Genomic DNA, 22,207 nt, shown 5'->3' with positions numbered 1-22,207 from the left:
CGCAGGGGCCGGTTATACCGGCCTGCTGCGCCTTTGCTCATCGGGCGACAGGTGTCCGTTCCTCAGCCTATACGCCGGTCCTAACCTACCCATTTTTACCTATGAACGTGAAATCTATGCCCCTTGACGTCGCGCCCGCTTGGTCCGGTGTCGAATTGACGAAGCAAGACGGCAACACTACTCGTCAGGAAAGAAGCTGGAAACAGACGATGTCGGACCTGCTCGTCCATCGGGGGGACGATCACGTTCGCGCCGTGCTCAACCTCCCTGACAACGTCGCCGTCGGGCAGCTGCCGTCGTCCCTCGAATCGGCAGCCGCAACGAGGCAGGCAACGGATGCTCGTAAGGTTTCTAACAGCCAGGGCCAAGCCAGCTATGACGCGAAGCTAAAGGACTTCCACAGCGACATGGGAGACGACGCGCCGGTAACCAACGACACCATGAATGCATGGCGCAGCCAATGTGGCCTTCCTTCAGTCTGAGCCAGTCAATCTGGCTAGATTGAAGCACGATGCCGTCCGCACAGGCGCGGCATCTTTTTTTGCAGAACGCCTCACATCGTCGGTCGGTGATCAACGAGGAGCGCCGGTCGACAGCGATTGCTATCGGGTAGGTTACTTGCCGCCCTTCGCGAGGAGGTGCGTCAGGTCCGGCTGCATGCATTACAGTCCTTTTCAGTTACTTGCCAATTGTTAAACTAGCATCATAATGCGTGAGCGATCGGCCAGAACCCGAGCCATTTCCACACGAATCTACCAGAAGCCAATGTCAAAAAAAACCGAACTCGCTTGGCGTGAAATCTTCAGCGGTCTGCTCCATCTCCCCAAAGAAATTTGCACCCCCGAACTCGCTGACGATGATTTCGACGAAGACTTTCGCCCAGGGTTAATTCATGGCTTGTTCGTCAAGCGCGATCCACGACTCGTGAGTACAATCTTTGAAGCTATCTCGGCACGCCTGGGCTCGCCCGACTTCAAAGATCAAGTGGTGGCTCTCTACAGGTCCAGCCTCGAGCGCGAGGTTCGTGATCTGCGGGCGAGCATGACTCACGACGAGGAGCCCAACGCTATAAGGGTGGCGATCCTTAAAGAAAAAAACGAAAGGATCTCGAGCGCTTCATGGGACAACTTCTTGAAGTGCCGTTCGGATTTTTTTGAAGCCTACTGGCTTACTCAGCGCCCCAGCTCGGCTGGTGACAACTATTGTAGAGATAACTACCTACTGTTCAGCATTGCCGAGCTTCTTTTCAATCACTTGTCGCGCCATGATGGAAGTCGCTTCATCGTTCCGCGAGACAGCTTGCTAGCAAGCGAGTATGCCAACACCAAAATTAACCTGTTCGAATCTGATGCCCAGTTCAACAGCTACGGCCTGCTGACCGTCGTCGACGAGATGGAGTTCTCGGAAATCAAGCCACTTGAACCCTTTGATAGGCGGGTTGGCAAGCACCTGACGTTGGATGCCGATGAGTCGACCGTGCGTGAGCTTGTTGCGCTCAAGAAAATCGGCAGCATTGGCAAGCTGTCCTTCCGTCCGCGCTTCAACATAGGACTTCGTACTGGCACTTCCCTCAATCCGGCCATGGAGGCGCTCGAACGCGGCGCGCTGTTCGAACTGTCAAAGCTGAACAAGCCTGAAATCACCAAGTTGTACTCCACCAACTACGACACGCTTTGGGTGAAAGCCTCGAATCGCGATTTGACCTTTGAAGAGTTGGTCCAAGACTTCGTGATCGAAGGTGACTACATAGTCACTCAAGTCGTTCATCTGGAACATTCGAATAAAAACGGCGTCGATTTCATAAATCACATTGATCACGAGTACATCTACTACACGGTCGATGAGTATGAGGCCAGACAAACGGATCCAGATCAAAAGGGCGAGGCAAGGTCTCGCATCAAGACTTTCAAGGTTGATGACGCAAACATTCCTTTTACCCTCCCGGACGGCCGATGGTTTCTGTACACAGTGCTCGAGAGACATTTCAAGAATACGGCGCTCATTCAAGAGTATTTCCAGAAGGTGCTTTGACTTTCGCACGTAGAACTCGGCCTTTTGAAGCGTCGGCTTGACCAAGAAAGGCAAAACTGCATCATGTTGCGTCTCGAGCTTGTGCCACTGGCAAGGCTAGCAACTCTGCGTGGAAGCTCTATCGGTCGCACCAGGCGGAGCTGCCGGACAAGGAAGTCGAGTAACACAACATGCTCGGTCTGGAATGGCTTGGTTCGACGGGCGCGGCCGGTGCACGACGCCGGTCGCGCCTTGCTCCTGTGGGTTTTCGGCATGCAGGCGATCCGGTCCGTCTCAGGTCACTGTGCCTCGCCTGTGCGACGGTATTTTTTTCTTTGCCTCAAAGGCAATCTGCTGCCCTGGCTATGCTGTACCACGACGCATTGCATCTCGTACTTGCGATACCTCCGCTCCCGGCAAGTTGCCTGCCGCCGCGCCGTCGCGCGCTCGCTGTATTTCGGTGAACCACTTCTTGAACGTTACCGGTGAAATGTTCAGGTCCATGCTTTTGAGCTTCCTGATGATGGCGGCATGAGATACGCCAGCGGCGATCAATACCTGAATGGTGTCGTATAGATTACGAAAACGCTGCCTTCGAGGATCCTCTTGGCTCGCTGACAGCAGCTTGCGAAGCTCTTGAATGTCGGCTTGCAGGTCGTATTGCGCAGGAGCCTGCGACACCCTGGATGTTCGGTTCATGGTGGATTGCATTGAGTCTTCCATCTGTATTCGTACTGGTTCACGAATCGCTCTCGCTTCATTCGCGAGTTACGATTTCCGTAACAAATCAGAAAAAATCGGCCACACGGGCGGGTATCCCAAACAATCCTCCAAGTGCACGCGTACCTTGCGGATTGCTCGGGATATGGCGCGCGCGGACCGCGACATTTTTTTCTCGCTTTTATTTCAATTTTTAGAAGAATCGCGCGCTGCTGGTTCAACGCCCTTGGTGCGAGGCCGACCTCGCTTTGGTCCGGTCCGTTTCTTCATCTTGCCGTGCAGAAACATCTGCTGCTTGCCTGAATGCTTCACACGAACGAGCTGCGTGGCCTTCGCGAAGTAGCTAATTGCAGTCCACAGATACCCGCGCTTGACATGATCGTAGTGGTCAATGAGACCAACGCCGACCTTCCGGTACCCGCCCTGAGCAGCCTTCAGATTGCAGCTGAAAGCATACCCACGCCCCTCCGTGATCTCTTCCTTCCAGTATTGGGCAATCTTTAGTGAATACCCGACATGGTCTTCCAGCGCCGATCCGTTGAAGAAGAAGCATATGTGCAAGTGATGCCCAGCATCGCGTGAGTATTCGATACGACCTACATAGCCGACGAGGTGCTTGAAGATCGAGCGCTTGCCTCTCATGTTCTGTTTCAGGTGTCGCCAGTCTTCCTTCAACTCTACAAGGCTGACCCATCGCGGTTTCTCTTCGTGGTGAACGACACCGTTCATGAAGGCTTCATGCTCACGTTCAGCTCGCCCTTGCAGGGCATCACGACGCTCTATCGCTTCGGCAACATCGGCACATGCCGTCTTGCGATACTCGAATACCATGTCGACGACCATGACTCTCGCCGTCGTGTCGAATATGTACTTCTCGTATTCAACGAGGTAGTCCAGATTGTTCTTGCCATTGCTCATCCAGTCGCTGATACGCTTCTTGAGCTTGACCTGCCGCGCTTCCTCGCGCATCGTCAATACGAGGTCATTCGCCATCTCCGCATAACGAGGTTCGATACCATGCTCACCGTCATCCTCAATCCAATCGACATGGACATAGTTGCTGATCGCATGCTTACGGTATTGCTCGAACAGGAATTCCAGATCCGGTGAGTACGCGAGCGAGGGGTCATGAATGCGAACATACGCTGGCAGTCTCTTGATGTCGTCCGCCATCTTCAACACCGCTACGCTCCCATCTCTCCTCACCCTGTAGGGTAAGGCCTCGCTATTGAGGACCTTCTTCATGAAGTCGATCGCACCATGCAGATTTGCTGCATTGATCGGGACGTGATAGGACTGACCATCTGTACCTTGTACCTGATTGACGACTGTTGCAACAGTCGTCATGGTCAATCTCATGTCACCGTCATACTCCCCTGAACGATTGATTGCTGCATGATGATCCTGTCGATCATCCTCCTCATCATACGGATGATAGTCATTCATATTTAATTATCCTAATTGTTTTATAGATATGTAGAGTTACTTATTAACCCTGTTCATATACCAAAATTATTCCGACGCAATGAAGCAGAGGAATCGCCGACGGCCTATCGACAAATTCCTTGCTTTCATTGTGTTTTCAGGCTGTTTGCGGATATCCCTAAACATGCCGACTTCGCCATAGCAGAAGGAAATTCAGCGAACACCACCTCGCCCGAGAAGATGTCCTACGCTGTCGCGTCGATTCAGATGAACCATGCCGTCCCTCGCGCACACTTCCTCCTGGGCGCAGAGCTTCGCCAATGCCTTCTTGAACTGCCCTTGAGTCGCCATGCCGATATTGAAAGCCCGCTCACGCAGAACATCCTCTGGGATCTTGTCACGCACACGCAGATCACGGAACAGGAGCTCGTGCAGTCGATCTGCATCCTCATCGGTCCGCGAGAGCGCTTGTTCCTCCGAGTTGATCAGCTGGGAGAAATTTTCATAGCTCCACAGGGCAATCTCTTCCGCACACTCGACCCGTTCCGCCGTAATGGGGCCTTCTTCGCCCTCAAACTCGTGGTGCCTCGCCGCGTGGCGGATAATCTGCTCATGCAGCTTGTTGAGGCTGGCCATCTCACTCGAACTCGCTCGCTCCAACCGAATACTTCCGATACGACGATCGGCGCTCTCAAGTGCGCGGCCGGCTCGGGGCGAGAACGTCAGGATCTTTTGCCCCTCCCAGCCCACTTGTTGCAAACGTATCTGCTCGCGGAAGTAGTGTTCACAGCGCCCGAGAAACTCCTGCATTTCGGCAAGCGCGAGGACATCGGGCAGGTCCGTAGGCGCAGGCTCAACTATTGATGGATCCGCGAAATACCAAAGAAAACGGGCAAACAGACCAATTTCGAGTGCATGCCTTCCCTGGGGTGTGCGCAAAAAGGCTAGGAGTCGGTCTGGCTGAATTGGCACGACCATCGTAATCTTCGGATCGACCATCGTTATGCCCGTGCCGCGACGCGAGAAACTGATCGGGATGCCACTCCAGCTCGAGCACAGCAAACCGATCAGATCCTTCCCCAACTCAGGCAAGAAGGCACTGCCCTCATCCGGGGCGATCAAAAACGCGCGGTTCTGATCTGTCTGCTCTTTCACGGCAACAAACGTAAACCGCTCAAGGGTGCGAGGCGGTGACGGCGGGGCTTTAGGACGACTTTGTTCAAGCTCGACCAACCGACTGGCAAAGGCATCGTTAGGGGGAAGCCCCTTGCTCGCTAGCTTGCCAATTGCCCTCTGGGTGCCCGCATACTCGGCGTACCACGCCGTCATGCGGCCTCTGTGTTCCTGCCATGCAGCGAGCGTCTCCGTATCGTGCGCGGCAATGACGGCACGGCGGTGATTCATGAGCGGCTCCGCTGCCGGAGACTTTCCAACACCGGAGGCACCGCCGATTCCAATGTAGGCCGCAAGCCCGATTAGCCGACCGTTCCATTTGACCTTGGCGCATGGAGCAACAGCGTTCGCGGTATGTGTATCAATAACGCCTGCGAACATCGTAGCGAACGTAGCGGTGCGAGCCACAGCATCGACCAAAGCACGTTGCTTCTTCGATAGCGCATGTAGCGGAACAGAATTGCCGGACATCACGCGGCCTCCTGCTCGTGGTCGGTTAGATCCCGCACACGGGGGCGCGATGCGATATAGGCCAATACCTCACTGAGCCGGTAGCGTACCGACTTCCGTCCCAACCGAACGCCAATCGGGTGATCCGCATCATAGGAAGCGGATGCCCGGTTCATTTTCTCGTATGCACCGCTGCGACTATCGCCGGTAAGGTTGATCAGCTCTTTGATGTCGATAAGACGATCGCATGCTAACTCAATAGGGCTACAAATTTCTGTGCCAGCGGCACCTTCTGCTTTTCGTCGGGCAGCAGACAGCCCTGAAGATACTTGATTCACGCCCACTCCCTTCCGCCGTAGCGGAATCGTTGAACACTAGATGTTTGGAAGGTGAAATTCGCGCGGCAAAAAAACGGCGCGGTTAGGCAGAGCGGAACCCTCGATCGTTGATCGAAACAGGTTGCGCCTGAACTGGAAGTCTTTGTGTATTACCCGTGATGGGCTTATATGGAGTGTCCCTCGAGGGGGATACTCACAACGTAGGTGGGCTACGTCTTTTGGAGGGTGCGCCACTACGGGGCACCAAGTCAAACCACCGCAGGAAAGTGGAGTCATACCTACGATGGACGCTATTGGATCATCAGCGAAACGAAAAATCAATCGATTTTTGCCCAACACCGCCTGGAGATTCGGTCCCTGGAGCAGAACAGGCCACAGCGGCTTCCGCTTCCAGGCTAGGTTTTCGCCAAGACAACCGCAGGTCCAGTCGCAACCGCAAATCTTTAGTGGCCGTCACCTAGTGCAAGGCCGGTGCGGGCCTCGCGGACGGCGCCGCCATTGAGGACGTCCATCCGCCTCAAGTCGGCCAAAAGCGGTCATCTGGAAAGTTTGGCTGAGTGCCCGCTAAGGCTGAGAGCAGCCAGTCCCGTGCAGCCGCTCCATAGCCGCTGTCGGTCCTACAGCGGCTGTTCACTAAGGCGACCATCATGACCCTGCCCCGTTTCCGCGTACAGCAAGACGTGACATAATGCGCGCATTTGAACAAACCATGAGAAATCTCGCCCGATCAGACGGGGAGGGACGGGACCGAAGTGATGAAAACTAGCAGCGAGGCCTTCCGTTTCGTCGACCTCTTCGCCGGGCTGGGCGGTTTCCACGTCGCCCTTGATGAGTTGGAGGGACGCGGCGTCTTCGCGGCTGAGTGGGAGCCCACGCTGAAGGCCCTTTACAAGGTCAACTTCGGCATAGACGCTTGGGGCGACCTTAACGATCTCAGCAGCGACCAGCTCATCGCCTGTAACGTACCCGATCACCACGTCCTTACTGCGGGTTTTCCGTGTCAACCGTTCTCGAAAGCAGGAGACCAACTGGGCTTCAAGGACACCAGTCAGGGCAATCTCTTCTTCAAGGTGCACGACATCCTGCGCGTCAAGCGGCCGCGACACTTCATCTTGGAGAACGTGCCCAACATCCTCAAACACGACGGCGGTCGCACCAAGACCAAGATAATCCGCATGTTGGAGAAGCTTGGCTACTCCGTCGACGTAGAGCACTTCTCGCCCCACGAGTTCGGCATTCCACAGGTGCGAGACCGCGCCTACTTCGTAGGTTCACTCGAGGGTCTCGATCATTTCGAGTGGCCGGCGAAGCACAAGGATCCCACGGAAATCCACTGGGTACTCCGCCACGAAGCGCATTCCAGGCGCGCCATCCCGGACCAGACGCTGCGAGCCATTGACATGTGGGGCGACTTCCTGCGCCGCTCGCCGCCTGCGCTGAAGCTGCCTTCCTTCCCGATCTGGGCGATGGAATTTGGGGCAACCTATCCCTACGAGGACGAGACTCCGGCAGGGGTTTGGGTTCGCAGACCTGTGTGGGGTCTTCGCCAGATGGGCTTCAAGGGCAGCTTCGGCCAATCCCTCGAGTGCTCGCTCGACGAACAGTTTGCGAGGATACCGAGCCACGCAAACCGACCAGGCGACTTGAGTTTCCCACAGTGGAAGCGGACTTTTATCAGGCAGAACCGCGAGTTCTACCAAGCCAACCGCTCCTGGATCGACCCCTGGATCGCACAATGGAACCCACAAGGCTTCCACTCTAGCTTCCAGAAGATGGAATGGAACGCGCAAGGTGAAGACCGTGACATCGACAACTTCGTGCTACAGGTGCGTGCGTCTGGACTGCGGGTGAAGCGGCCCACGACCTCCCCAAGTCTCATCGCCTTCACGCAGACCCAAGTGCCTATCCTCGGTGCGAACCTGACCGGCGAACGTCGTTACATGACCCCAGCCGAGTGCGCTGAACTTCAGTGCCTCGGCGGCATCCAGTTGCCCGCGTCCGACCTCGACGCGTATAAAGCTTTGGGTAACGCAGTGAACGCCCGCGTCGTCAAAGCGATCGCCGAACGATTGTTGTGCGGGCTCATCCGGCCCACCTTGAACATTACCTCTGACCTCGAACCGTTGAGAGCTACTGCGTGACTGACCACATCGAACACGAAGACGACTTCGACGAGGAGGACCCGCGGGTCCTGTTGCTGGAGAGCCTCGCCGATGGGTTGGCGACTCTCTCGGAGGCTTCAGACACGCCCGACGGCGTTCCCCCAGTATCTTCAATGTTCAGCAGCGATGACGTCGACTTCGCCTCAGACGCATGGATGAACCAATTGGCTGAGATCCAAGGCTGGCTGAGCCTCAGCGAAGACCTCCCACTCACAGGCGGTGAACCCTTCCTTCAGGCGCTCATCGCTGAACTCAAACTTGAACCCACCGACCTCCTTGCTCCCGGAGACGCCTACCCGCCGCTGAGCCTTCGCGCGCTTGAACGTCTGAACGAGCGCGTAGAAGCCGCCGCTCGGCTCCAGGCTAATTTTCTTGAAGAACTTGAGGCGAAGGGCACTAGCCGTGCGACGACCACCCAGTCCTGGGCTGACGCGTGGGCCGAGATCGACGCGAGCGAGGAAGCGGTGAGCCCGGAACCAGTCACGGCAAAGGCCGCAGTCTGGCCGATCTTCCAACTCACCAAGAAGGCGCCAAACCTAACGCCGTCGTACCAACGAGGTGACGTTTGGGGCAATGGCGACCGGCAGTCCCTGATGGAGTCCATCCTCCGGGGCGTCCCCCTGCCGTCCATCATACTGTTGAGAACCGGATCTTCCACCCCGCATGAGGTCGTCGACGGCAAGCAGCGGCTCACGGCCATCCTCCGGTTCGTGGGAAAGCACCCCGTTGCCAAGCAGAAGGTTGCTGAGGTCACCGCCCGGCACAGTGGAAAAAAGTTCAACGAACAAGGACGCCTCGACGATAGCGGTCGCAGGAACTTGACGGATCTGTTCAATGACGACTACCCGGCCTTCCGCCGTGCGTGGAAAGCGTTGGAGGGTTACGCACTCAATTCCGCACAGGAGAACGACTACTACTTCCCGTTCAAGCTGCGCACGACTGGAGACGGCGGACTTGTTGGTTCCAACCTTGAGCCTCTCCGTGGCAAGTATTACACGCAGATCAAAGCCCGGGAGATCAACGTCGCTGGTCAGCAACTCACCGTCGATGCTTTGTTCGAGGACGTCGTGGAATACACCATTCCCGTCATCGAGTACACACAGGCGAGCCAAGCCCAGATTCATGAGGTCTTTCGCCTCTACAACAAGCAGGGCGTGCACCTGAACGCGGAAGAGATCCGTAACGCGGTCTACCACGAGGTAGAACTCACCCGCGCGACTCTTGCCGCCGCCGGCGACGCCGACCCGAACACTGATGCCGCCAAAATTGCTGAATCGCTGGCCGGTATCCCCGATCTTGGCCGCCTCGGTGAGGCGTTGAAGAACTACGGTTTTGGGGACACACGCTACAAGCGCACCAAGGTTCTCGCTTGGGTCATCTCGGTCCTTGTGCATGACACCGCTGGCAAAGACCTAGCATCGACTAGTCGCAACATCGACCAGTTGCTGATCGCAATTCAGAAGAGCAAGTCACACCCGCTAGCCCATTCCTCGACGTTGACCAAGCTGTTCTCGCTGCTGCGAAACGCTGTCGAGCTCCACTCATCGCACGATGAGTTGTGGTCCGATCAATTCAAGGATGGCGGCAAGGGTGCCAAGTGGCAGGAACTCCAACTCGTAGGTTCCCTCATGGGCATTACAATGGCCTTAGCGGCCTCGCCAGACGACATCGAGGACCGCATCGAGGCTAATGGCGATGCTATCCGAACGGCGAGCGCAGAATCCAAGGACTGGGAACGCCCCAACAAAACGCAGACCAAAACCCAGTGGGACTACATAGCCAGGATCAGCAAAAGTCTACTCGAACTATTGCACATCGACCCTGATCAAGCGGCTGAGGCCGTACGTCGGCAGTTCGGGTCCTCCGGGTACGCGTCGCTGCAACGCATGCTCATCAAACCGAAGGGTTGAGAGCGGTGCCAGGAAGCTCCCCCCTCGTCGAGCACGTCTACTTCAATCCACCCGCTCCCCAGGAGGCGGACTCGTGGTGGGCCCGCTACAAGGCTCAGCTCACCGGCTTGACCGACACAGCGCGTCACTCAGTTGAAGCAGACTCCCGCTACATTCTCCAGCGCGGAATCTTGGCAGCCGACACCGCGAAAACCGAAGAGTGGTCATCCCGCCGATCGCGCACGGGACTCGTCATGGGTTCGGTCCAGTCCGGCAAGACCGCTTCCATGCTGGGTGTCTCAGCCTTGGCCATCGACAACGGCCTCGACATCATCGTCGTACTCGCCGGGACCCGTCTCTCCTTGTGGCGCCAGACCTATGAGAGGCTGGTGCAGCAGTTGGACTCGGGAGAGGAGAACGCACAGAAGATTAAGCGCCGCCTGCTGTGCCCACCGCCTGGCATTGCACTATCAGAGCAGACGCACCCACTGTCAGCCACCTACCGGCTGCCGCCGGCTCAGGTTCGACAACGGTTGAGTCAGGGCAGGCCACTGATCATCGTGGCGATGAAGCAGACTGACCATCTGCATGCCTTGGCAGCAAGCCTCCGCGCCAATGTCTTTAGCGCAGTCAAGGAGCTTGATCGCACCGTCCACATGCTCGTGCTTGACGACGAGGCCGACGATGGCTCGATTCTCGATGCCATCGTTGAGTCCTCGCAGGACCCCATTTACGGCAGATTGAAGCAGATCCCGCGTGCGATCGCCAACCTCTGGGATCCGCCCCAGGGTTCGCCTGAAAATCTGTTCTCGACCTACATCGCCTACACGGCGACACCTCAGGCCAATCTCCTTCAGGAGGACCACAACCCCCTGGCGCCGCGAGACTTCCTGATCTCTCTTCGCACGCCGCTCGACATCGGCCAGCCAGTAGACACAACCGACCCTGGCAATCTCAACGCCCCTCGCTCATCGACCTACCCCGAGGCGGCGGGGATCCGTTCCTACTACACCGGCGGTGAGGTCTTCTACCGCCGCGCGGAGGCAGCCAAACTGTGCGTGCTCACCACCAACTCCGTACAGCAGGACCTCGCCGACGCCGTCCGAGCCTTCTTGGTGGCGGGCGCTATTCGCCTGCACCGCTCTGGCAGACTGGGCCCAGCGTCCGCGATCACACAGCAGTTCGACACAAAGGACGAAGCCCTTGACAGCGCGGCTTCGCCGCACTCGATGCTGTATCACCCTTCTGCGGCAATCCAGGACCACTTCCGGGGTGCTGAGGACGTCCTGATCTGGGCGGGAATTCAGGATCGAGCGACGGCTCGAGATATGCTCGACGCGGGAGATGCCAGGCTTCCCCACGCGTTGGTGGACCAACTGCAGGCGGACCCCGCCCCATGGGCGCAATGGCTCGAAAAGTATCGAGCCTCCGCCAGAGCAATCGAGGACGAGTTCGACGTCCTGCCACTGACGGTTTTTCCGGACTGGCATACCGTCGAAACCCTACTAATTAGGGAAGTGATCCCTGGAACTAGGATCGCCGTGGTCAACAGCGACCCCAACGCTGACGATCGCCCTGCCTACGCACCGAGCCAGGACCCAGACACCGGCAAATGGAGCGCCGCCCGCGACCTCTGCACTATCTTCGTCTCAGGGAATGTCATGGCCCGGGGACTGACGCTGGAAGGGATGACCACGGCGTTGTTCCAGCGTTCATCGGCCAACCCGCTGGCCGACACCCAGATGCAGATGCAGCGCTGGTTCGGCTACCGCGGGTCATATATTGAGTTGTGCCGCATCTTCGCCTCCAGCGACCAACTCTCCCTCTTCCGTGCGTATCACGATGTCGACGAAGCGGTTCGCACTGCCATCACCGAGCGCATGGTGAGCGGCGCGCCTGAACCCACCGTTCTGCAGGGGCTCAATTTCGAGGCCACCGGCAAGATCGCGGGCGTGGGCAACCATCCCCTATCACCAGGGGCTCGCCCCTTCGTTACAGTCATTAATGACAGCCGGCTGGCGGATCCCAATGCAGACATCGTGGCTGGACTCTTCATCCGGCCATCCAGCGACCTCACTGTCGCCAATGTGCTGCGGGGCCGAATCCTAGACGTTCCACTCGAACTTACCGAGGCCGCCGGACTCTTGGATCGCCTCACTTTCGCCGACTATCGGCCCGGGAGCGAGGGGTTCCACGCGGACTTCTGGAACGGTATCGAAGCCCGAGCAAACGCAGTTGCCCCACTGCCGGATTCACCTTTCTATCGCCCGCCGGTGAGGGGTAGGGGAGACCAGACTCGGCGTGCCTGCCCCTATGCCATCGCCGCCTACCTTCGACTCTGGTCGGCCAGTCTCACTCGCCCGATCACGGGCCTTTTTGTCACCGGCCACCCCGGCGATCTATGGTCCTACGCCGACCTAAGGCGCAAGAACGCTGAGCGACCACGGTTCTGGATCGGCATTCGTTACGGAGATGGTGCCACCGTGTCCAAGGGTCCGCTGGCACTGCTCCCATTTAAAATACGCGCCACCACAAAGAGGGTGATCGGAGGCGAACTCAAGACGACTTGGGGTGCGAGCGACCCCAACGCCGGCCCGAGCCAGTATCGCGGCGACGTCTACTTCGACTACTACCACCGTTACGCTGACGTGCCGTCGAGCAACAACACGGGGTGGCGACCCAGCGGCTCCGACGGTCAAATCCTCTTCTACGTAAATCAACATCCGGACGACCAGCACCCCACGGTCGCAGTTGGAGTCTGCCTCCCTGCGGGAGGTCCGGAGCAGTTCTCAGCCACCCGTGCTGGGATGACCATCGTTACGAGGGGACTCCCATGATCAGCTACGAGGCAGTTCTAAACCAGATCAACGTCGTTCCGGCGGGCACCACCGGAGATGACCGAGCCATTACCTGGTTGACCGATGCGATGGTGGTTGGGATCGCTCGGAATAGTCGCGGTCACTTGGAACTGTTCCTTGCAGGCGACGAGTTGAGGCCCCGGACCGGCACAGTGAAGTCTGCGATGCACTACCACTCCTGGCACCGTGACACCCTGCCTCCGCTGAACGCAAACCGCATTTGCTTGCCCGCGCTGGGGCATTTCGACCAGGTCGGTGCATTCATCGCCGCTGAACTGCTGCGCGAGAAAGCTGACGCCGATCTGGAGCGCGCCTTTGCCGTCACCGAGCCGCTGATCGAACTCGCCATTAAGCGCCTAGAGATCTCCGAGAACGCCATCCTCGGACTCGTTGGGGAACTGCTCCTTCTCGAAGCTCTATGCCGCCGCGCGGCCGATCCCCAGGTCGGACCAGTCGTCCAGGCTTGGGATGGCTGGCGCCGCTCTGCAAGGGACTTCACATGGGAGGGTACAGGCGTAGAGATAAAGACCACTACTCGCGCCACCTCAAGTCACGCCATCCATGGCGTCCACCAAATCGAGCCCACCCCTACCAGTGATGACGCCCCCGGTGAAGCGCGCCTGCTCCTCGTAAGCATCGGTCTGCGCCAGGCAGATCCCAATGCGCCTGCTTTGTCGATCCCTTCCTTGGTGGAGAGTATTGTTGAGCGACTCACCGCCACCGGGGCTAGCGGCTTGGTTGACGAGTTCCTCACGCGCGTGTCCTCGTACGGCTCAGAGTCGGGCATCGGATACGAGCATGCCACGATGGTCAACGAGGGACCGTTTACGGCTCCGTTTACCGTGACCTTCGTCCGTGGGTACGACATGGCAGACCCGGCCGTCGAGGTCCTGCGGCGCGATGACGTCATCACCCACCAGCATGTGGATGCCCAGTCGGTCACCTTCCGCGTGGAACTTCCCGCAACGATCCGCTTGGGCAACCCCGTCGCAGGTGCCGGACGCGTCGCGGAGGCGATCCTGGGCCTATACAGTTAGGGACCCTCTGCACAACGCGCTGAAAGGTATCCCAGTGCCCGGTCATGTATCCCAGAGCCCGTTCAGAGCGTGGGGCAATCAGTCGAAAGGACTCGGCTGGCTCTTCGCGACGAGTTGCTTTGCCCTCGCCCGTAATTTGGTTGCGATAGACTGCTCCCGCTACAAAACGGTCATCCAAATTTCCCTGCCTAACTTCCGGTTTGGGTCGGAAAGAGCCGACCGCCGCATGCCATTTTCCAACGCTGGACGCCGTCAGACCAGATCGCTCAGAGCTGCGAAAAAAGGGGAGATTGTCTACGAGCAGCCGCCTTGGCTACGTAACATCGGGCGTCGGCAGTTTAGAGCCGGGAGAATCTCGGCAGGATAAAACGGAGCAGCTTTAGAGAACAGGAGCAAGGCCGAGGGCCTCGACTGACGCGCTTTGGTGCATGGCGCATTTCCGTATGATTTCCGTACGAACTTGCCCGGCGCTAACGGCGCGACGCCAACCCCTTGATTTTTATCATTTTCTTGGTGCGCCCGGCTGGGATCGAACCAGCAACCCCTGCCTTCGGAGGGCAGTACTCTATCCATTGAGCTACGGGCGCTTTAACGCGAGAGCGCGGCAACCAGAGCGGAGGCGGCGCCAAAGCGAGACCGCAAGGATACCCGGTTTCCGTCATACCGTCCACCGGACGGCCTCCGCGGCCATTTCCCGCGCTTACCAGCCGCTTTCGTCCACTTCGCGCGATGCGGGTAAACGCCTGCTGAACACCTCGCCGCGCCTCTCGCCGCCGTCGAAAGCTTGCGTCTATAATCGTCCGTGGCTGATCAAGAAGAAGAAGTTGCCGTCGCGCTGTACCGCTCACACACCCACGGAGACGAGACAAGCATGAGCGAAGCACCACACGGAGCCCCGATCAAAACCCCAGGACAGCTCATCGCCGCAGTCATCGCCGGGTTTGCTGTGCCGATCGTCATCATCGTCCTGCTGGCCTACTACGTCGACAATTCGACGCGCACCGGCGCCGGCACCGACAGTCTCTCCGTAGCCGAGGTCACGGCTCGCATCAAACCCTTCGCCCAAGTCGAGATTCGCGACGCCAACGCGCCGCGCGTCTACAAGACCGGCGAGGAAGTCTACAAGGCTGTCTGCTCGGCCTGTCACGCATCGGGTGCAGCAGGCGCGCCCAAATTCACCAACACAGCCGACTGGGCGCCGCGCATCTCGCAAGGCTTCGACACGCTCCTGCACACGGCACTCACCGGCAAAGGCGCGATGCCGCCGCGCGGCGGCACCAGCCCCGACGACTACAGCGACTTCGAAATCGCCCGCGCCGTCACCTACATGGCGAACAACTCCGGCGCGAGCTTCCCTGAGCCCGCGCAGCCCGCGGCAGGCGCGGCGGCGGCGTCGGGTGCAGCGGCGGCGTCCGGCGCGGCAGCGGCCTCGGCAACGCCAGCCGCCGGCGCTTCGGATGCAGGCGCGGCCCAGGCCGCCGCCGCGATGGCTGCCATGGCCAGCGTGCCGCAAAGCGCCGCGCCCGCATCCGGCGCCGCGCAAAGCGCGGACGCATCGCAGGCGGGCAAGGCCTTGTATCAGCAGGTCTGTCAGGCGTGTCACGCGGCCGGCGTGCTCAACGCGCCCAAGTTCGGCGACAAGGACGCGTGGGCGCCGCGTCTGAAAGATTCCATGGACACGGTCTATAACTACGCGCTGCACGGCAAGGGCGCGATGCCGCCCAAAGGCGGCTCGAACGCCTCGGACGCGGACGTGAAGGCCGCCGTCGATTACATGGTGAGCGCCGCGAAGTAACGCGCTCGCAAGCGCCGGCAAAAGCTTCGCGGCCATAGCCGCATCACGAAAATCCCTGCACCGCGGCCCCGCGGGCAGGGATTTTTTCATGCGCGATGACCACGCCGGCGACCGGTCGCGAGCGAAACGGTGAGCACCGGCGGTCGTCGGGGTCTTGCGCAGACGCCCATCGCGCCAGCTTCAAGGCTTCTGCAACAACGCCTTCAAACTCGCAAGACGGTCCTTTGGCGACATCGGCGCTTCTTCGGGCGTGGGCGGCGGCGCATCGTCGAGCAGCATTTCGGGGATGAACCGCGACGCCTCGCACACCACCGTCTCCCGTGCGCGCTTGCGCTTCTTGCACCAGTTCAGATGCAGGCTGCGCTGCGCGCGCGTGATCGCCACATACATCAGGCGGCGCTCTTCCTCGATGCGCGCGTCGTCGATCGGTTCGTCGTCGGCGCCGCCGCGATGCGGCATGATCCCTTCTTCGACGCCCACCAGAAACACGTGCGGATATTCCAGTCCCTTCGACGCATGCACGGTCGAAAGACGCACCGCGTCGGGATCTTCTTCGCGGCCTTCGAGCATCGACATCAGCGCGACGGTCTGGATCAGGCCGAGCAGATTCTTCCCGGTGTCGGCGAGACCGTCGGCGGTGTCGTAGCCGGTTGCCTCGCTGCTGGCCGCGCCTTCCGGCTCAGCCTTCGTGCCCTTGCGCTTTAACCACTCGATGAACTCCAGCACGTTCTGCCATTTCGCTTGCGCCTGACGTTCGTCGAAGGCGTCGTACAGATACGCTTCGTAATGGATCGCATCCATCAGCTCGTCGAGCAGCGTGCCGGCCGCATCTTTCTCCGCGCGGTCGGTGAGGCGCTGCATGAAGTCGCAGAACACGCGCATGGGCTCGATCTGGCGCGGCGACAAACGCGCCTCGATGCCGCCCATGTACACCGCTTCGAACAGCGACACCTTCGCCTGGCCCGCGAACGAGCCGAGCGCTTCGAGCGTCGTATTGCCGACGCCACGGCGCGGCGTCGTGATCGCGCGGATAAACGCCGGGTCGTCGTTCGCGTTGGCGATCAGACGCAGATACGCGCAAATATCCTTGATTTCGGCTTTGTCGAAAAACGACTGGCCGCCCGACAACACATACGGAATCCGCTCGCGCCGCAGCACCTGTTCGAAGATGCGCGCCTGGAAGTTGCCGCGATACAGGATCGCGTAATCGCGGAAATTCGCGCGCCGCTCGAACTTGTGCGCGGACAGACGAAACACGACCGATTCGGCTTCGTGCTCTTCGTCGTTGCAAGGCGTGACGGTGATCGAGTCGCCCATGCCGTGCTCGGACCACAGCTTCTTTTCGAAGAGCTTCGGGTTGTTGGCGATCACGTTGTTCGCCGCCGTGAGAATGCGCACCGTGGACCGATAGTTCTGCTCGAGCTTGATCACGTGCAGCTTCTTGAAATCCTTGCCGAGCTGCGCGAGGTTTTCGAGCGTCGCGCCGCGCCAGCCGTAAATGGCCTGATCGTCGTCGCCGACCGCCGTGAAGGCCGCGCGCGGACCGGCCAGTTGCTTCAGCAATTCATACTGGCAGGCGTTGGTGTCCTGATACTCGTCGATCAGCAAATAGCGCAGCTTGTTTTGCCAGCGGTCGCGCACTTGCTCGTTCTTCGCGAAGAGTTCGGCGGGCAGGCGAATGAGGTCGTCGAAATCGACCGCCTGGTACGCGTGCAGCGTCGCCACATAGTTGCGATAGACGATCGCCGCCTGATGCTCGTCTTCGTTCGCGGCAATCGCCATCGCCTCTTCGGGCATGATGAGACCGTTTTTCCACAGCGAAATGATCGACTGGATCTTGCGGATGAAACCCTTGTCGGTCGAGCCGACCTGCTCCTGGATCATGCCGAAGCAATCGTCGGAATCCATGATCGAGAACTGCGGCTTGAGGCCGACGTGTTCCGCTTCCTGCCGCAAGATCTGCACGCCAAGTGAGTGGAACGTGCAGACCGTCAACTGATTGACGGGCACTTTGCGGCCTTCCTTGCCGGGCGTGGTCAGCGTCTTGCCTTCGAGCAGCTTGCCCACGCGCTCGCGCATTTCCGCCGCGGCCTTGTTCGTGAACGTGACGGCGGCGATGTGGCGCGGCTCGAAGCCCTTGGCCTCGATCAGATGCGCGATTTTCTGCGTGATCACGCGCGTCTTGCCGCTCCCGGCGCCGGCGAGCACGAGACACGGACCGTCAAGATAACGGACCGCTTCATTTTGAGCGGGATTCAGGCCTGCGGACATCGTCTGGATGGGTCGTGCTGTTGAAAAGCGGCTTCGGAAAGCGGCGGTCGAAAAGCGCCGTTGAAACGCGACGGCGAAGGCGCCGCGACGCGATTCGCGCCGGCCGCGAACCCGGCGGCTGGCCGGGCGCGCTGCCGCGCTGCGAATCCGGCCCGGCGGGCTCCGGTTCGCGCGAGAGGAGCGATGTTAACACGGATGAAATCGGCGGATCGTTTCGCGCGGCGAATCTCGCGTGAGACTGCCGAGCGCGAAACCGCCACGCGTCGCCCGGCGAAAATCGCCGCGCGCGGCCCGCCCGCGGCTCCTGGACGAGACGTGCCACAATGACGAAGTTGCGCGCCGCCGCCGAGGTGGCAAAGCGGCGCGCCGTTTTTGCAGGAAGACACGCATGTCCGCATCGCTGAAGATTGGATTGATGGGTTACGGGTTCGCCGGCGCAACGTTCCATGCGCCGGTCATCGAGCACTGCGGACGCGCGAGCGTCGCGGCCATCGCGACCGGCAAGCCCGACCTCGCGCTCGCCGACTATCCGCACGCGAAGGCCGTGGCCGACCTCGACGCGCTCCTCGCACTCGACGAAATCGACTGCGTGGTGATCGCCACCCCGAACGACACGCATTTCGACCTGGCGCGCCGTACGCTGGAAGCGGGCAAGCACGTCGTGGTCGACAAGCCGGTGACGCTCAGCGCCGCCGACGCCCACACGCTCGCCAACATCGCCCTCGCGCGGCACAAGCTGTTCGTGCCGTTCCACAACCGCCGCTGGGACGGCGACTTCATGACCGTGCGCGATCTGCTCGCGAGCGGCGAACTGGGGCGCATCACGCAATACGAATCGCATTTCGACCGGTTCCGGCCGGAAGTGCGTCAGCGCTGGCGCGAGGAAGCGTCGCGCGGCGGCGGCCTGCTGTTCGATCTCGGGCCGCATCTGATCGACCAGGCGCTCGCGCTGTTCGGCGCGCCGCAGACGGTGTCGGCGACCGTGCGCGCGCATCGCGACGAGGCGAGCGCGCCGGACTACGTGCATATCCAGTTGGGCTACGGCGGATTCGAAGTGGTGCTGCACGCGAGCGCGCTGACGGCGATCGTCGCGCCGAGGTTCGCCATCCACGGCACACGCGGCAGTTATGTGAAGTACGGGCTCGACACGCAGGAAGATCAATTGAAGGCCGGTCTGCGTCCGGGCGACGAAGGCTTCGCCGCCGGCAATGCCGCGGGCGTGCTGCGCGTGCTGGAAGGCGGCCAGGAAGTGGAGCGCGAATTGCCGACTCGCAATGGCGACTACGCGAGCTTCTACATCGCCCTCGCCGATGCCATTCAGCAAGGGGCGAAGTTCCCGGTGAGTCCGCAAGACGCAGTCGACGTGATGACGATCATCGAGCTAGCCGCCCGCAGCTCGGACGAAGGCAGGCGCCTGCCGTTCGAGCGGCTTCGCTGAGCAGCCTCGCCGAGCGGCTGCACTGAGCGGCTTTGCCGGCGCAAGGCGACGCACTGCGCGCCGGCAAAACTGACAAACAGGAAAGCAACATAACGTTACAAATCCGTCGGCCTGCCAGGTCAGCGTTCACGAGCCGTGATCCGTTGCTACGCCTGTAGCACCACACAACGACAATGACCTCACGGAGAGTCCATGCCACATATCATCCGCGCGCTCACCGCATGCGCCTTGCTCAGCTCGCTCGCCGCCTGTGTGACGGCGCCGCCGCCCGCGCCGCGCCCCAATCCGCAGCAGATCGCCGACAGGCGCCTGCATCAGGTCGACGGCCGCATCGACAATCTCGGGCGCCGCATCGACAATCGCGTGAATCAGGGCTATTACGCGCCTCCGCAAGGCGGTGAACTGCATCATCGGCTGGAGGTGGTCCGGCGCGAGGCGCACGACATGGCCGCGCAACACGGCGGCGGTTTGTCGGCCGACGAACAGCGCGTGCTGAACGAGGAACTCGACAGCACCGCCCACGCGATCGGCGAGTAAGCGCGGGCAACGGCGAATGACCGCGACCGAAGGCGACTGAAGCCGACCAAGGGCAACTGAGGGCAACTCGGGGGCAACTGAGGCCAACTACGCACGAGTCCGGACGACCCTGCCCTTTAATTGACAAGCCTTCGGGCCTCGCGTACATTCGCCGCACGCGTCGGGAGAGCGCGCTGGCCGCTGGATTTTGCAGGCCGCGCCGCCGAAGGGGCACACCCACAAACTCTCAGGCAAAAGGACCGACCGCGTCGAAAAACCGGCGTCAATGCAACATCAAGACGCCGTTTTTCGCACTCTGGAGAGAGGCAGTAGCCGGTTGCATCGTCAACGCATGCAGACCTTGGCAGGCTGCCCACCGAAGGGGCGCGCGTTTCGCCGTGACGGAGCAACATCGCCACGGCAGCGCAATCTCTCAGGTATCGAGGACAGAGGGGCCATGCAGCACCACGCTCGCAGCCACACGGCAGCGAGGCGCGGCGCCGCATGGCCTTTTTTGTTACGCGAGACGCCCGAGGCCCCATGACCGAACTCAAACACACTCCGCTCAACGCCACGCATCGCGCGCTCAATGCCCGCATGGTCGACTTCGGCGGCTGGGATATGCCCGTCAACTACGGCTCGCAAATCGACGAACATCGCGCCGTGCGCACCGACGCCGGTATGTTCGACGTGTCCCACATGTGCGTCGTCGATTTCACCGGCGAACGCGTGCGCGCCTTCTTCGAATACGCGCTGGCGAATAACGTCGGCAAGCTGCAAACGCCCGGCCGCGCGCTGTACTCGTGCCTGCTGAATCCCAATGGCGGCGTGATCGACGACCTGATCGTCTATTACTTCGGCGAAGATCACTTCCGCGTGGTCGTGAACGCGGGCACCGCCGACAAAGACATCGCGTGGTTCAAGCAACTGAACGAAGGCGGCTTCGGCCTGACCATCACGCCGCGCCGCGATTTCGCGATCGTCGCGGTGCAAGGTCCGAACGCCCGCGAGAAAGTCTGGCAAACCGTGCCCGCCACCCGCGCCGCCACCGAAGCGCTCAAGCCGTTCAATGCGGCGCGCGTCGAAGGCACGCCGTTCGGTGAATTGACCGTGGCCCGCACCGGCTATACCGGCGAAGACGGCTTCGAGATCATCGTGCCGGCGGATCACGTCACGGCATTGTGGAACGCGCTGCAGGCGCAAGGCGTGCGCCCCGCCGGTCTCGGCGCGCGCGACACGCTGCGTCTCGAAGCCGGCATGAATCTGTACGGCCAGGACATGGACGACACCATCTCGCCGCTCGACGCCGGCCTCGCCTGGACTGTCGATCTCGAATCGCCGCGCGAATTCGTGGGCAAGAGCCAGTTGGAAGTGGACGGCTCGCGCGCGGCGTTCGTCGGTCTCATCTTGCTGAAGGAAAACGGCAAGGCGGCCGGCGTGCTGCGCGCCCATCAGAAAGTCCTCACGCCGCACGGCGAAGGCGAAATCACCAGCGGCACTTTTTCCCCGACGATGCAGGAATCGATCGCCTTCGCGCGCGTGCCGAAGGGCGTGCAACCGGGCGACACTGTTCACGTTCAGATTCGTGACAAATCCGTCCCTGCAAGCGTGGTAAAACTGCCGTTCGTGCGCAACGGCAAAGTGCTCGCGGCGGGCTGAGCCCCCGCAAGCAACTCGCGCGCGCGTCCATTTTTAACTCGATACCGAATCACACCGCATAGGAGCATCCGATGAGCATCCCGGCCGATCTGAAATACACCGAATCGCACGAATGGGTCCGCACCGAGGCAGACGGCACGCTGACGGTCGGCATTACCGACCACGCGCAGGAAGCGCTCGGCGACATCGTCTTCTTCGAAGTCCAGGAACTGGGCAAGACCGTCACCGCCGGCGACACCGTCGCCGTGATCGAATCGGTGAAAGCCGCTTCGGATATTTACGCGCCGGTCTCGGGCGAAGTGATCGAAGCGAATCCGGCCGTGTCCGATTCGCCGGAGTCGGTCAACAGCGCGCCGTACGACAACTGGCTCTTCAAGATCAAGCCGACCGCCGATGCAGCGCTCGACCGCCTGATCGACGCCGATGCCTACACGAAATCGATCGGCGCCTGATTCACCTCTCGTCT

Annotated in this window: 16 protein-coding genes, 1 tRNA gene and 2 riboswitches; of the genes, 11 read left to right on the top strand and 6 right to left on the bottom strand. The window is 60.3% G+C overall.

Annotated features, from left to right (window positions below):
* The first annotated feature begins 209 nt into the window (after positions 1-209).
* Positions 210-482, top strand: coding sequence for a hypothetical protein (locus tag VOM14_RS17925; RefSeq protein WP_327630069.1), 273 nt, complete (start codon positions 210-212; stop codon positions 480-482).
* 283 nt (positions 483-765) lie between these two features.
* Complete coding sequence (locus tag VOM14_RS17920; RefSeq protein WP_327630068.1) at positions 766-2,031, top strand: hypothetical protein; 1,266 nt, start codon at positions 766-768, stop codon at positions 2,029-2,031.
* A 342-nt stretch (positions 2,032-2,373) separates the two neighbouring features.
* Here the strand turns inward: VOM14_RS17920 and VOM14_RS17915 are convergent, their stop codons facing one another.
* The 4 genes from VOM14_RS17915 to VOM14_RS17900 form a co-directional block, all read right to left on the bottom strand.
* On the bottom strand, positions 2,374-2,721 hold the full coding sequence (locus tag VOM14_RS17915) for a hypothetical protein (protein WP_327630067.1): 348 nt from the start codon (positions 2,719-2,721) through the stop codon (positions 2,374-2,376).
* 195 nt (positions 2,722-2,916) lie between these two features.
* Positions 2,917-4,176, bottom strand: a complete 1,260-nt coding sequence (locus VOM14_RS17910) for a hypothetical protein (protein ID WP_327630066.1) — start codon at positions 4,174-4,176, stop codon at positions 2,917-2,919.
* Between the two features lie 192 nt (positions 4,177-4,368).
* Positions 4,369-5,799: a DUF3987 domain-containing protein gene (locus VOM14_RS17905; protein ID WP_327630065.1), complete on the bottom strand. Its 1,431-nt coding sequence runs from the start codon at positions 5,797-5,799 to the stop codon at positions 4,369-4,371.
* Positions 5,799-6,116, bottom strand: coding sequence for a helix-turn-helix transcriptional regulator (locus tag VOM14_RS17900; RefSeq protein WP_327630064.1), 318 nt, complete (start codon positions 6,114-6,116; stop codon positions 5,799-5,801). The genes VOM14_RS17905 and VOM14_RS17900 overlap by 1 nt, the downstream gene beginning before the upstream one ends.
* Positions 6,117-6,871: 755 nt before the next feature.
* Here VOM14_RS17900 and dcm point away from each other — a divergent pair.
* From dcm to VOM14_RS17880, 4 genes are all read left to right on the top strand, one after another.
* On the top strand, positions 6,872-8,257 hold the full coding sequence (gene dcm, locus VOM14_RS17895; protein ID WP_327630063.1) for a DNA (cytosine-5-)-methyltransferase: 1,386 nt from the start codon (positions 6,872-6,874) through the stop codon (positions 8,255-8,257).
* Positions 8,254-10,188 carry a DUF262 domain-containing protein gene (locus VOM14_RS17890; RefSeq protein WP_327630062.1) on the top strand — a complete coding sequence of 645 codons (1,935 nt, stop codon included), beginning with the start codon at positions 8,254-8,256 and terminating at the stop codon, positions 10,186-10,188. The genes dcm and VOM14_RS17890 overlap by 4 nt, the downstream gene beginning before the upstream one ends.
* A gap of 170 nt (positions 10,189-10,358) precedes the next feature.
* On the top strand, positions 10,359-13,004 hold the full coding sequence (locus tag VOM14_RS17885) for a Z1 domain-containing protein (RefSeq protein ID WP_327630060.1): 2,646 nt from the start codon (positions 10,359-10,361) through the stop codon (positions 13,002-13,004).
* Positions 13,001-14,062: a PD-(D/E)XK motif protein gene (locus VOM14_RS17880; protein ID WP_327630059.1), complete on the top strand. Its 1,062-nt coding sequence runs from the start codon at positions 13,001-13,003 to the stop codon at positions 14,060-14,062. The genes VOM14_RS17885 and VOM14_RS17880 overlap by 4 nt, the downstream gene beginning before the upstream one ends.
* Positions 14,063-14,573: 511 nt before the next feature.
* Here VOM14_RS17880 and VOM14_RS17875 read toward each other — a convergent pair.
* Positions 14,574-14,649 (bottom strand) — tRNA-Arg (locus VOM14_RS17875).
* 284 nt (positions 14,650-14,933) lie between these two features.
* Between VOM14_RS17875 and VOM14_RS17870 the strand changes: the two genes are divergently transcribed.
* Positions 14,934-15,857 carry a c-type cytochrome gene (locus VOM14_RS17870; protein ID WP_327630058.1) on the top strand — a complete coding sequence of 308 codons (924 nt, stop codon included), beginning with the start codon at positions 14,934-14,936 and terminating at the stop codon, positions 15,855-15,857.
* A gap of 180 nt (positions 15,858-16,037) precedes the next feature.
* Here VOM14_RS17870 and VOM14_RS17865 read toward each other — a convergent pair whose 3' ends face one another.
* Positions 16,038-18,128 (bottom strand): UvrD-helicase domain-containing protein, encoded by a 2,091-nt coding sequence (locus VOM14_RS17865; protein ID WP_327630057.1) that lies wholly within the window; start codon positions 18,126-18,128, stop codon positions 16,038-16,040.
* A gap of 388 nt (positions 18,129-18,516) precedes the next feature.
* Between VOM14_RS17865 and VOM14_RS17860 the strand changes: the two genes are divergently transcribed.
* From VOM14_RS17860 to gcvH, 4 genes are all read left to right on the top strand, one after another.
* Positions 18,517-19,566, top strand: a complete 1,050-nt coding sequence (locus VOM14_RS17860) for an oxidoreductase (protein ID WP_327630056.1) — start codon at positions 18,517-18,519, stop codon at positions 19,564-19,566.
* A gap of 192 nt (positions 19,567-19,758) precedes the next feature.
* Positions 19,759-20,103, top strand: a complete 345-nt coding sequence (locus tag VOM14_RS17855) for a hypothetical protein (RefSeq protein WP_327630055.1) — start codon at positions 19,759-19,761, stop codon at positions 20,101-20,103.
* A 151-nt stretch (positions 20,104-20,254) separates the two neighbouring features.
* Positions 20,255-20,355: riboswitch (glycine riboswitch) on the top strand.
* 33 nt (positions 20,356-20,388) lie between these two features.
* A riboswitch (glycine riboswitch) is annotated at positions 20,389-20,542 on the top strand.
* Between the two features lie 80 nt (positions 20,543-20,622).
* On the top strand, positions 20,623-21,741 hold the full coding sequence (gene gcvT, locus VOM14_RS17850) for a glycine cleavage system aminomethyltransferase GcvT (RefSeq protein WP_327630054.1): 1,119 nt from the start codon (positions 20,623-20,625) through the stop codon (positions 21,739-21,741).
* Between the two features lie 71 nt (positions 21,742-21,812).
* Entirely contained in the window at positions 21,813-22,193 is a 381-nt protein-coding gene (gcvH, locus tag VOM14_RS17845; protein WP_327630053.1) for a glycine cleavage system protein GcvH, read from the top strand.
* The last annotated feature ends 14 nt before the right edge of the window (positions 22,194-22,207 follow it).

This window comes from Paraburkholderia sp. MPAMCS5 (assembly GCF_036016995.1).
GTDB lineage: Bacteria > Pseudomonadota > Gammaproteobacteria > Burkholderiales > Burkholderiaceae > Paraburkholderia.
The sequence above is the reverse complement of the archived record's forward strand: the minus strand, read 5'-3'. Positions and strand labels throughout refer to the sequence as shown.

Excerpts from the sequence above, each read along its gene's own strand:
- VOM14_RS17925 (WP_327630069.1), top strand. The coding sequence starts at position 210 with ATGTCGGACCTGCTCGTCCATCGGGGGGACGATCACGTTCGCGCCGTG.
- VOM14_RS17920 (WP_327630068.1), top strand. The coding sequence starts at position 766 with ATGTCAAAAAAAACCGAACTCGCTTGGCGTGAAATCTTCAGCGGTCTG.
- VOM14_RS17915 (WP_327630067.1), bottom strand. The coding sequence starts at position 2,721 with ATGCAATCCACCATGAACCGAACATCCAGGGTGTCGCAGGCTCCTGCG.
- VOM14_RS17910 (WP_327630066.1), bottom strand. The coding sequence starts at position 4,176 with ATGAATGACTATCATCCGTATGATGAGGAGGATGATCGACAGGATCAT.
- VOM14_RS17905 (WP_327630065.1), bottom strand. The coding sequence starts at position 5,799 with ATGTCCGGCAATTCTGTTCCGCTACATGCGCTATCGAAGAAGCAACGT.
- dcm (WP_327630063.1), top strand. The coding sequence starts at position 6,872 with ATGAAAACTAGCAGCGAGGCCTTCCGTTTCGTCGACCTCTTCGCCGGG.
- VOM14_RS17880 (WP_327630059.1), top strand. The coding sequence starts at position 13,001 with ATGATCAGCTACGAGGCAGTTCTAAACCAGATCAACGTCGTTCCGGCG.
- VOM14_RS17870 (WP_327630058.1), top strand. The coding sequence starts at position 14,934 with ATGAGCGAAGCACCACACGGAGCCCCGATCAAAACCCCAGGACAGCTC.
- VOM14_RS17865 (WP_327630057.1), bottom strand. The coding sequence starts at position 18,128 with ATGTCCGCAGGCCTGAATCCCGCTCAAAATGAAGCGGTCCGTTATCTT.
- VOM14_RS17860 (WP_327630056.1), top strand. The coding sequence starts at position 18,517 with ATGTCCGCATCGCTGAAGATTGGATTGATGGGTTACGGGTTCGCCGGC.
- VOM14_RS17855 (WP_327630055.1), top strand. The coding sequence starts at position 19,759 with ATGCCACATATCATCCGCGCGCTCACCGCATGCGCCTTGCTCAGCTCG.
- gcvT (WP_327630054.1), top strand. The coding sequence starts at position 20,623 with ATGACCGAACTCAAACACACTCCGCTCAACGCCACGCATCGCGCGCTC.
- gcvH (WP_327630053.1), top strand. The coding sequence starts at position 21,813 with ATGAGCATCCCGGCCGATCTGAAATACACCGAATCGCACGAATGGGTC.